Raw genomic sequence first — 11324 nt, forward strand, 5'->3', positions numbered from 1 at the left:
ATGTTTGCTGCATATAAAAAATTCTGGACACACTATGCTGATTTTTCAGGTCGTTCTACCCGGTCTGACTACTGGTGGGCATTTTTGTGTCACATGATTATCATTGTACCATTGTTTATCATTATTTGGGTTTCTGCATTAGGAAGTATTTTTTCTGTAGCTCAGGACGCAGCTTATGGATATGAACCAGATCCATCAGCATTCTTGGCTGGGGCAGGATTTGCTGTCATTTTTTGGTTTATCCTACTGATTTATAGTTTAGCTACCTTAGTTCCTTATATGGCAATTATAGTTCGCCGTCTGCGGGATGCTGGTTATCATTGGGCTTTCCTATTTTTGGCTATTGGTCCGTCTATTGCTATTCTTATTCCTGTTCTAAATATTATTGCAGTTCTTGTAGCTCTTCCATGTTTTATTGCTTTGATTGTTTTGCTTTGTCAAGGATCTAAGCCTGAAATGGTTGGGAATTCATACGGTCAGCAATATGGTCAGCAAAACTTCCAAGGTCAGCAGTTTGGTCAACAGTCTTACAATCAAGGCTTGAACTATGAAAAGCAACCACAACAAGGCGGTTTCCAAGGCCAACAGTTTGGCCAACAACCACAGCAAGGTGGTTTCCAAGGACAACAGTTTGGTCAATCACAACAACCAGTTCAAAATCAACCATTTGGCCAACAGCCGCAACAAGGTGGTTTCCAAGGTCAGCAATTTGGTCAACAACCACAGCAACCTGTCCAAAACCAGTCATTTGGCCAACAACCACAACAACCAGTTCAAAATCAACCATTTGGCCAACAGCCGCAACAAGGTGGTTTCCAAGGACAACAGTTTGGTCAACAACCACAGCAACCTGTCCAAAACCAACCATTTGGTCAACAACCACAGCAAGGTGGCTTCCAAGAACAGCAGTTTGGTCAACAGCCACAACAACCTGTTTCTGATCAAAGTCAAGCGGTGGAGCAAGCAGAACCAGTTCAAAATCCATTTACTGCTGAAACACCTGAGCAGTCAACACCTGAGGATTTTGGAACTCAAGCACCTGTTGAGGATAATCCTTTTGTTTCGTCAGTTCAAGAGGAGCAACCTTCTACTCCAGCTGAAAACAGTGTAGATGATGCAACTGAAAATCAAGAATAAACAAAGAAGAGTTGGAATTTCTCCAGCTCTTTTTGTTCTATCGCTCGCAGAAAAGATTTAACAGAACGAGGCATTGATTGCTTTTCATAACAAAGAAAAATGAAGCCACTAACAGTTTATATTTATATAGCGGATATACTCAAAAATTAGATTTTGTTTGCAAAGAAAATAGCAGACTTTCCGACTCTTTTTTGTTACAATCAATACATGAAAAAAATTGACAAGAAATATAAAGCAGGGGAGACTTTCTGTGTTAGCTATTGAGGAAATTAAAAAAATCACGCCAAGCAATCTTCCTGCTTTGACCATTTTGACTGGGGATGACTTGGGGCAGTTTGAGTTGTTGAAGGAGCAGTTTCTCCGCCAGATTCAGTTTCAACCGGGCGATTTGAACACTGCTATTTTCGATATGAAAGAAGCAAACTATCAAGATGTGGAGTTGGACTTGGTCAGTCTGCCTTTTTTTACGGATGAAAAAATCGTGATTTTGGACCATTTTGCTGATTTGACAACAGCCAAGAAGCGCTATCTGACTGATGAAGAACTCAAATCTTTCGAAAGTTATCTGGAAAATCCAGCGGATACGACTCGTCTGGTTATCTTTGCAGAAGGCAAATTGGATAGCAAGCGCCGTCTGGTCAAGCTGCTGAAACGGGACGGAAAAATATTTGAGGCTGCAGAACTCAAGGAAGCAGATTTACGGGCTTATTTCAGTAAGGAAGCGCAGGCAGAAGGATTACAATTTGCTCCGACAGCTTTCGATCAGTTGCTGCTGAAATCAGGTTTTCAGTTCAGTGAAATCAGTAAAAATTTAGCCTTTCTGAAAGGATATAAAGAGTCTGGTCAGATTGGTTTAGAAGACATTGCCGAGGCCATTCCCAAGACTCTTCAGGACAATATTTTTGACCTGACCCAGCTTATTTTGCAGCAGAAGATTGATGAGGCCAGAAGCTTGGTCCGAGATTTGACTCTTCAAGGTGAGGATGAAATCAAGCTTATTGCCATTATGCTGGGGCAGTTTCGTATCTTTACGCAGGTTAAGGTTTTAGCGGAAAATGGCAGAGCTGAGAGTCAGATTGTGTCTGATTTGTCCGACTATCTAGGCCGCAAGGTCAATCCTTATCAAGTCAAGTTTGCCTTAAAGGATGCTCGCTCACTGAGTTTAGCCTTTCTTAAAAAGACTATGGCCTGTTTGATTGAAACGGATTTTCAGATTAAGTCGGGGCTGTATGATAAAGATTACCTGTTTGATTTGGCTCTGCTCAAGATTGCGACGGGTGAGCTACAAGCAAAATAGTTGAAAAATTCTAATGATTGCGTTATCATTTTTATAATCATATAGAAAAAGAGGTCTATCAAATGGCAATTATCTTACCTGATCTTCCTTACGCTTACGATGCTTTGGAGCCTTACATTGATGAAGAAACAATGCACTTGCATCATGACAAGCACCACAATACCTATGTAACGAATGTTAATGCTGCGCTTGAAAAACATCCTGAAATCGGTGAAGACTTGGAAAAATTATTGGCTGATGTTGAGTCTATTCCATCTGATATCCGTCAGGCAGTCATCAACAACGGTGGTGGTCATCTTAACCACGCTCTTTTCTGGGAGTTGATGACACCAGCTGAAACATCACCATCTGCAGAATTGGCAGCAGATATTGAAGCTACTTTTGGATCATTTGAAGACTTTAAAGCAGCTTTCACTGCAGCGGCTACAACTCGTTTTGGTTCTGGCTGGGCTTGGTTGGTTGTCAACAAAGAAGGCAAGTTGGAAGTGACCTCAACAGCAAATCAGGATACTCCTATTTCAGAAGGTAAAACTCCAATCTTGGGACTGGATGTTTGGGAACATGCTTACTATGTGAAATACCGCAATCTTCGTCCGAATTACATTCAAGCTTTCTTCTCAGTTATTAACTGGAAAAAGGTTGACCAACTTTACGCAGCTGCGAAATAATCAGGCAGTTTCAATATATAAAAAGGCGAATCGATTAAAGATTTGCCTTTTTAATGCTTAAAATACCTTTTTTCTGGATTTCACTTGTTATTTTCCTCATAATTTTTTATAATACAAATGCTAGGAGAAATGTTTTGAGTAAAAAAATTATAACGATTATCGTAGCTATAGTTTCTTGTCTTTGTCTGCTGGGCTTCATCTTCCTGTTTATAACTGAACGAAATAAGGCCATTGAAAAGAAAGCACAAGAGGCTGCCCAACTTGCAAAGTCTGGCGAGCAAGAACAGGAGGAGGAGAAAGTCAAGCCTGATTCCAAACCAGTTGAAGAAAAGCCCAAGCTAGTTGAAAAAAGTCCAGAGGAGAAGCAGAAGGTCATGGAGGCGGACGGCCCGACTATGGATGCTTTAGGACTTCGATTTGACTATGCAAATTTGGATTTGACTCAGGTCATCCAGACTTATATGACCGAAATGGGAATTGAACCCTCCCAGGTTGCATTTTCATATAAGGATTTGACGACTGGCAAGACCTTTGCAATGAATGATACCCAGCCTATGACTGCGGGATCGACCTACAAGCTCCCTCTCAATATGCTGGTAGTAGATGAGGTTGCTGCCGGCAAACTTTCTATGGACGAGCGGTTTGATATTACCAATACAAACTATGAATATAGGGGCGAGCATGATAACTATGTCGGTGCTTTCAACGGTGCTATGAGAATATCAGATATGCAGGAATATTCCTTGGTTTATTCTGAAAATACTCCAGCCTATGCTTTAGCAGAGCGTTTGGGCGGTATGGAAAAGGCCTATGATATGTTTAGTCGCTACGGTCAGTCTAAGGCTGATATTAAGACGATCAGCCGGGAGAATAATAAGACCACGACGGACTACTATATTCAGGTCCTTGAGTATTTGTCTAAAAATCAGGAAAAGTACAAGGATATCCTTTATTATATCGGCGAATCCTTCCCAGGTGAATACTATAAGCGCTATCTGCGCGACATTACCATCTATCAAAAGCCTGGATATGTTCGTGAGGCGCTCAATGTGGATGCATTAGTTATGGAAGAGAAGCCCTATATTATAGCTCTCTATACGGCTTATTTAGGTGGTAGCACCGAGGCCAGTGATGAGATTAGTGGTGTCGGAATTGAGCAAGTTGGTCAGTTAGCCTACGTCATCAATGAATGGCATCGGGTTAATATGAACTAAGAGCAATCTAGTCTAGACAGGCTAGATTTTTTGATAGCTATTTAGAAAAAAACCAAAATACCTCTTGCTTTTTTGAAAGAGAAGTGTTACAATCTATTTAGAAGATGTTCTAATTACTTCATTCTGCTCTGTTTAATTAGTCACTGAGCAATTTTTTATAAAAGCTATTTAGAAAAAATTCTAAATTTCTCTACTCAAAAAGGAGGAAAAATGAAGAAAGCAAGAAACTCAATCCTACTAACCGTAGTAGGTCTAGTGACGGGTCTATCCATTTGGCTGGCTGTTTTTTCCTGGGTGCTCTATAAAAATAAGGATGACCTGCAAAAAATATCCAATCAAAAACATTTTTAAATACAAAATAGGCAATCTAGTTTTTCTAGACTAGATTTTTTAATCCAGAGTATTTAGAAACAAATCGAAATACCTAAGAAGGATTAGATTGCTTCGTTTCGTACCCTTTATTTAGAAAATTTTCTAAATAGATAGATAAAGGAGAAAAGATGAAAAGAGGATTACTTTTATTGCTTATAGGCTTGCTCACGGTTTTATCCGTCTGCTGGGCAATCCCGTCTTGGATCGTTTTCAAAAATAGACGAAAATTGGAAGGAAAAATTAAATGTTGAAAGAAATTTTACGGAAATACCGCGCTTCTTATCTGGGTGCGACTATCTTTAGCATTGGAGCAACGATTTTTATCACTTTGTTTTCTTTGCAGCTGGGAGTTGTTGTGGACAGTGCGCAGAAGGCTCATTCTAACTTGCTTGGACAATTCTTTATCTGCCTTTTTTGCACTTGTGCTTGGTCTCTTTGCAGCTTGCTGGCTATTTGGTTCAAGAACAATCATAATAAGCAAGTCTTGGAAGAAGTCAAAACGAGGCTTTTCCATTCTTTTTATGACAAGAATTTGCATGACAAGGCTTCCGAGCAGGAAAATAGCTATCTCAACACAACGACCAAGAATATGGATATTTACCAAGAGAATTACTTGACCCCGCGCTGTGATATTGTGGCTGCCTTTTCTTCAGTTTTTATCAGTACACTGGCTATTTTTTGGATTGAATGGCGCATGGCTCTGGGCTTTATTCTCATTTCTTTTTTGACCATGGCTGCGTCACAAATTCCAGGGATATTGATGCGCAAGGCGACAGCGAATTTCACTCAGAAAAGCAATTACTTTTTGAAGCAAGTCACCAATTTTTTGGAAGGCTTTGAGCAAATCAAACTTTTGCAAATCCAAAAAAGGGTGGTTGAGCACCTGTCTAGCAGCAACAGCGACTTTGAGCAAGCCAGAAAAAGCTATAATGCGGCTAAGGAGGGCGCTGTGACTCTGATGATGTTCTTTAGCTTTCTGTCTCAGATATTTTGTATGTCTCTGGGGATTTGGTTTGTCAGCCAAGGGTCTCTGACCATTGGGGCTTTGATTGCCAGTGTTCAGCTTTTGAACTTTGTCTTCACTCCTTTGCAGCTTTTTATCAATAACAAAAATCTCATGAGCACGGTCAAGGATATTGAGAATGATTTTGATGCTAAGTTGGCTAAGAAAGAAGCGGAGCCCGCTCAAAATCTGACCGAAACGATTGATCGGATTGATTTTGAACATCTCGGTCTGGAGTTGGGCGACAAGGCTCTCTTTCAGGATTTTTCTTATCAGTTTGCCAAGGACAAGCACTATGCTATTATCGGCGAGTCTGGTCGGGGCAAGTCGACCTTGATGAAGCTCTTGCTCAATTATTTTGATAGCAAGGACTACGCTGGTCAAATCATGGTTAATGGTCAAGCGGTCAGCCAGCTAGCAAGCGACAGTCTCTATCAGAAAATCGCCTTTATCCAAAAGAATGACTTTTTTATCGAGGGAAGTGTGGCGGACAATATCGCGCTATACAGAGATATAAATGCACCTGACCAAACTTTCTTGTACCAAAGTCTGCATTTTAATGAGGCTTTCTTGAGCAAGAAGCTGGATTTGGAGCGGCAGGAAGTTTCCTATGGTGAAAAGCAGCGGATTGATTTGGCGCGTTTCTTGGTTAAGGATTATGATGTGCTGATTTTTGATGAGCCGACCAGTAATCTTGACCCGAGCTTGGCGGCGGAAGTCATGGACTATATCTTGTCCATCAAGGACCGCATTGTTATCGTTATTACTCATAATCAAGGCAGGGCACTCTTAGACCGCTTTGATGACTGTTTGGAATTATAAAAGGAGGAAAGAAAATGAAATTAAAATGGAAAGAATTAGTGGCAAGCCTAATCGTTATTTGGCTACCGCTTATCTACGCTTTGTCAATCTATGCAGACCTACCTCAGCTAATCAGAGGGCATTTGCCCTATAGCGGTCTAGGCATGCCCAAGCAAGTCTTTATCTGGTTTCTGCCAGTTCTCTTGAGTGTAATTCAACTGATTGTTTGCTACACGACGACTATTAAAGAGATTATCGACAAGCAATTTGTCCATTTCCTTTACTGGCTGGTTCCCTTTATCAATGCCGTAGTTTATATCAGCGTTCTTCTTTATGGGCTCAATCCGGCTTTTCCGGTATTTAAGGTCAATGGGATTATGTCTGCAATCATCCTTAATGCTGTCAGCTACTTCCTCACGAGAAAAATAGTGGCAGACCAAGAGCCGGCTCCACGCGTTTTAGCTTATATCTTCGGAGGAGTTAGCTCAATCCTGTTTCTGGTCAGCCTCTTCCTCTTTTAAAATAGCAATCTGATAGGAAAGGAGAAAATCATGTTTCATATTTTTACTTTTGTTAAAATGCTTTTATTCTTTATCTTTGGCTGGATCTGGCTCCTTCTCGGTCTACTCAGTTTGCTCTTTCTTTTTCCTTTTTAAGTGAAGGAAATATAGAAAATAATGATTGGAGATCATCATGAAATCATCATTTTTGAAAAGCACTGTGGCGCTGGTAACGTGTGGCTTGCTAGCTTTTGGAGCAGCCCACGCTTACGCCGACCAGCAAAAATTGCCGTCAGGCACATCTTACGACCAAATCGGTCAGAAGATTGAAAATTACTACCAAGAACACGAAAAAACCAGCGCAGGACTGGCAACAACGGTCTTTGACAAAGACGGCAATACTCTCTATCAAAAGAACTTCGGCTATACGGACAAGGAAAAGAAGCTAGCGGTGGATGACAAGTCGGTCTTCGAGTGGGGTTCAACCACCAAAATCACCGTCTGGGTCAGCGTCATGCAGCTTTGGGAGGAGGGCAAGATTGACCTGAAAACGGACATCAGGGAGTATCTGCCCCAAAATCTCCTAAAAAATCTCAAATACGACAAGCCCATTACCATGCTGGACCTCATGAACCACCAAGCGGGTTTTGAAGACTACCCTTTATATATAGGTTCTGACAAGGATTTAGGAGCATTGATGAAAAAAACTCCGTCTCAGATTTATGAGCCGGGAACGGTGACCTCCTATTCTAATTATGGGACAGCGCTGGCAGGCTATATCGTGGAGCGGGTGAGCGGGCAATCCTTTGCCGACTATGTCCACGAGCATATTTTCCAGCCGCTGGGTATGGAGCACACCGCTCTCAAGCCTGATTTGTCGGATAATCGCTATGTACAAAAGCAGCGGGAGAAGGAGAAAACCTACGATACAGAAGGTAACTTGCTAAAAGGTGATGTGCCATTTGTCCTCGGAGAATATCCAGCGGGGCGAGCGACAGGCACTTTTTTCGATTTGAAACGCTTTGCCCAAGCTCTCTTGCAAAAGAAAACGCTCTTTAAGCGAGCAGAGACTTGGGAGAATTTTTACAGCGCTAGCCATACTTATCCGGGTACGGACGTTCCTGTCAATGCTCATGGACTGTGGGCAACAGAATTTGAAAACACCAGAACGCTTGGGCACGGTGGAAATTCGCCGGGTTTTACGACCAGCCTCTTGCTTGATTTGAAGTCAGGGATTGGCTCAGTCGTTACAGTCAATCAGAGAAATGAGTTCCATTTTGCTATCGCCATGCCTGACCTCATTTATGGTAGGAAAAAAGAAGCCTCAAAGGCGTCACAAAGAGATTTTCAAGCTGGTTTTTATCGCGAAGCGCGCATTTTTAGCAAAGGTCCTCTGTCCATATTTAGAGTTTTCAAATCGACCAGCTATCTGGACAATCCCTCTGAAAATGCGGCTATCAAAGACTATTTTGGTTTTTGGACGGCAGGAGAAAAAGGAGGGAGCTATCGTTTGAATTTGCCCATTTCAGATAGAATGAAGCTGTCCTTGCTTGATGTCATCAAAGACTATGGCAGTTTAGTGCTTGCTGGGCTAGCCTTACTTTATGTTGCCCTTTGCTATCTTTGTGGTATTTTGGCAAAATTGTATCGTTTGCTCCTTAGGAAAAATAAGGGAAGCAACTCAGCTGTTTGGTCAATCTGGCATTATCTGACGGGCTTCATTATTCTTTGGGTGTTTCGCAATTTATTCTCATTTTTCTCTATTATTCTTGCGAAAAATTCTTTCGACCTAGCTGGTCTGACGGGGTATTTTCAACTCTTTGCCTTGCTTGCTCTAGTCTTGCTGATTAGTGCTTTTCTGCCCTATCTGCCTTTTTTCAAAGAGAGATTGAAGCAAGGAAATAAATACCTCACGCTAGCGACCAGCTCCGCCGCTTTTATCATCGCTTTTAATATTTTCTACTGGTCGCTGTACCAGTGGTGGGCACTTTAATAGAAAGGTGAATATCATGAAATCATCATTTTTGAAAAGCGCTGTGGAGCTAGTAACTTGTGGGCTGGTCGTTTTTGGAGCGGGTCACGCTTACGCCGACCAGCAGAAATTGCCGTCGGGCACGCCTTATGACCAAATCGGTCAGAAAATTGAGGACTACTACAAGGAACACGAAAAAACTAGCGCCGGGCTGGCAACATCCGTCTTTGACAAAGACGGCAATACTCTCTATCAAAACAACTTTGGCTATATGGACAAGGAGAAAAAGCTAGCTGTAGACGATAGCTCGGTTTTCGAGTGGGGGTCAACGACCAAAATCATGGTCTGGGTCAGCGTTATGCAGCTCTGGGAAGAGGGAAAACTTGACCTCAATGCCGACATTAAAGAATATCTGCCCAAGGATTTCTTGACAAACCTCAAATACGATAAGCCAATAACCATGCTTGACCTCATGAACCACCAAGAAAGTTTCGACGAAACACCCCTTTACATGGGTAGTGACAAGAGCTTGGAGGAGCTGCTCAAAGAAAGTCAACCGCCGCAATCCTATAAGCCCGGTGAGCTGACGGCTTACTCTAACTATGGGACAGCGCTGGCAGGCTATATTGTAGAGCGGATAAGTGGACAATCTTTTGCCGACTATGTTCACGAGCATATCTTCCAGCCTTTAGGCATGAAGCATACTGCCCTCAAGCCTGATTTGTCGGACAATTCCTATGTACAAAAGCAGTGGGAGAAGGAGAAAACCTATGATACAGAAGGCAACTTGCTGAAAGGTGACCAGCCGTTTATTCTTGGAGAATATCCAGCAGGGCGGGCAACGGGAACCTTTTCAGATTTGAAACGCTTTGCCCAAGTTCTCTTGCAAAAGAAAGCGCTTTTTAAGCGAGCGGAAACGTGGGAGACCTTTTACAGTCCTACGAATACATTTCCTCATACGGATATTCCAATCAATTCCCACGGACTTTGGTCAATAGAGTATGAAAATACCAGAACGCTTGGGCATGGGGGGAATTCGCCGGGCTTTACGACTAGTCTTTTGCTTGATTTTAAAACGGGTGTCGGCTCTGTCATTATGGTTAATCAAGGGCTGGAGACTAATTTTACTTCTAAAATACCCGAGCTTATCTACGGTCAGAAAAAATCGACTTCGCAAGAACAAGTGAAAAACTTCCAGCCCGGCTTTTACCGTATGGCTCGCACTTTCAATCAAGGTCCGTTATCCCTGATGAAAATGATGCCCAACTATACAACTTATATCAAAAATCCTAATGATAATCCAAATATTCAATCGCGTGGTTTCTGGATAGCAGGTGAAAAGCACGGACGTTATGTGATTAGTTTACCGATTTCCGACTGGGTCAAGATGTCTATATTTGATGTGGTAAAGGACTATGGTGTTTTGATTTTGGCAGCTGTAGCAGTGGTTTATGCGCTACTAGCTTACATTGGTGGTTTTCTTGTTAAAATGTATCGCTTGATTTTCCGCAAGCCAAATCAGCAGCCTGCTAATCTAGTCTGGAACATCTGGCACTATGTGACTGCAGGGTTTGTGCTCTTTGTACCAGTCAACTTTATGACGGCTTTATCTTCTATCCAAGCAACAACTTCAACGGCTGGTAGCCGCTTGCAATTCATGCTCTTTGCCATGGTAGGACTGGTCTTGGTTGTTAGCACCCTTTTACCAGTCATTTGGCGCTCTGCCTTCAAATCAGCTAGTAAGGCGCGGATAGCTCTCACGCTAGCGACCAGCTCCGCTGCCTTTATCATGGCTTTTAATATTTTCTATTGGTCGCTATACCAGTGGTGGGCACTTTAATAGAAAGGTGAATATCATGAAAACATCATTTTTGAAAAGCGCTGTGGCGCTGGTAACGTGTGGCTTGCTCGCTTTTGGAGCAGCGCAAGTTCGAGCTGACCAGCAAAAGTTGCCGTCGGGCACGCCTTATGACCAAATCGGTCAGAAAATTGAAAATTTCTACAAGGAACACGAAAAAACCAGCGCGGGACTGGCGGCAGCAGTCTTTGATAAGGACGGCCAAACCATTTACCAAAAGAACTTTGGCTATATGGACAAGGAAAAGAAGCTGGCTGTGGACGACAACTCGGTTTTTGAATGGGGCTCCGCCACCAAATTGACCGTCTGGCTCAGCGTCATGCAGCTCTGGGAAGAAGGAAAAATTGACCTAAAAACAGATATAAAAGAGTATCTGCCCCAAAATTTTTTGAAACACCTCAAATACGACAAGCCCATTACCATGCTTGACCTCATGAACCACCAAGCAGGTTTTGATGAAACGCCGCTAAACACAGGAACAGGCAAGAGCTTGGAAGAGTTG

Annotated in this window: 10 protein-coding genes; all 10 read left to right on the top strand. The window is 42.3% G+C overall.

The window, feature by feature from the left end:
• Positions 1–1137, top strand: a complete 1137-nt coding sequence (locus HMPREF9389_RS05075; protein WP_002929769.1) for a DUF805 domain-containing protein — start codon at positions 1–3, stop codon at positions 1135–1137.
• A 250-nt stretch (positions 1138–1387) separates the two neighbouring features.
• On the top strand, positions 1388–2434 hold the full coding sequence (gene holA / locus HMPREF9389_RS05070) for a DNA polymerase III subunit delta (RefSeq protein WP_002929771.1): 1047 nt from the start codon (positions 1388–1390) through the stop codon (positions 2432–2434).
• 62 nt (positions 2435–2496) lie between these two features.
• Entirely contained in the window at positions 2497–3102 is a 606-nt protein-coding gene (gene sodA, locus HMPREF9389_RS05065) for a superoxide dismutase SodA (protein ID WP_002929775.1), read from the top strand.
• A gap of 134 nt (positions 3103–3236) precedes the next feature.
• Positions 3237–4316, top strand: a complete 1080-nt coding sequence (locus HMPREF9389_RS05060; RefSeq protein ID WP_328261978.1) for a serine hydrolase — start codon at positions 3237–3239, stop codon at positions 4314–4316.
• 210 nt (positions 4317–4526) lie between these two features.
• Positions 4527–4667, top strand: a complete 141-nt coding sequence (locus HMPREF9389_RS12155) for a hypothetical protein (protein WP_002897970.1) — start codon at positions 4527–4529, stop codon at positions 4665–4667.
• A gap of 265 nt (positions 4668–4932) precedes the next feature.
• Entirely contained in the window at positions 4933–6513 is a 1581-nt protein-coding gene (locus tag HMPREF9389_RS05055) for an ATP-binding cassette domain-containing protein (RefSeq protein WP_002915644.1), read from the top strand.
• Positions 6514–6527: 14 nt separating this feature from the next.
• The gene (locus tag HMPREF9389_RS05050; protein WP_002929778.1) at positions 6528–7013 is read left to right on the top strand and encodes a hypothetical protein; all 486 of its coding nucleotides are present in this window, start codon (positions 6528–6530) and stop codon (positions 7011–7013) included.
• Positions 7014–7185: 172 nt separating this feature from the next.
• On the top strand, positions 7186–8985 hold the full coding sequence (locus HMPREF9389_RS05045; RefSeq protein ID WP_002929779.1) for a serine hydrolase domain-containing protein: 1800 nt from the start codon (positions 7186–7188) through the stop codon (positions 8983–8985).
• A gap of 16 nt (positions 8986–9001) precedes the next feature.
• Positions 9002–10804 (top strand): serine hydrolase domain-containing protein, encoded by a 1803-nt coding sequence (locus HMPREF9389_RS05040; protein WP_002929780.1) that lies wholly within the window; start codon positions 9002–9004, stop codon positions 10802–10804.
• Positions 10805–10820: 16 nt separating this feature from the next.
• Positions 10821–11324: serine hydrolase domain-containing protein (locus HMPREF9389_RS05035; protein ID WP_002929781.1), on the top strand; the 504-nt coding region annotated here is incomplete at its 3' end.

The sequence above is a fragment of the Streptococcus sanguinis SK355 genome (assembly GCF_000212855.1).
Taxonomy (GTDB): Bacteria; Bacillota; Bacilli; order Lactobacillales; family Streptococcaceae; genus Streptococcus; species Streptococcus sanguinis_A.

Excerpts from the sequence above, each read along its gene's own strand:
- HMPREF9389_RS05075 (WP_002929769.1), top strand. The coding sequence starts at position 1 with ATGTTTGCTGCATATAAAAAATTCTGGACACACTATGCTGATTTTTCA.
- sodA (WP_002929775.1), top strand. The coding sequence starts at position 2,497 with ATGGCAATTATCTTACCTGATCTTCCTTACGCTTACGATGCTTTGGAG.
- HMPREF9389_RS12155 (WP_002897970.1), top strand. The coding sequence starts at position 4,527 with ATGAAGAAAGCAAGAAACTCAATCCTACTAACCGTAGTAGGTCTAGTG.
- HMPREF9389_RS05055 (WP_002915644.1), top strand. The coding sequence starts at position 4,933 with ATGTTGAAAGAAATTTTACGGAAATACCGCGCTTCTTATCTGGGTGCG.
- HMPREF9389_RS05050 (WP_002929778.1), top strand. The coding sequence starts at position 6,528 with ATGAAATTAAAATGGAAAGAATTAGTGGCAAGCCTAATCGTTATTTGG.
- HMPREF9389_RS05045 (WP_002929779.1), top strand. The coding sequence starts at position 7,186 with ATGAAATCATCATTTTTGAAAAGCACTGTGGCGCTGGTAACGTGTGGC.
- HMPREF9389_RS05040 (WP_002929780.1), top strand. The coding sequence starts at position 9,002 with ATGAAATCATCATTTTTGAAAAGCGCTGTGGAGCTAGTAACTTGTGGG.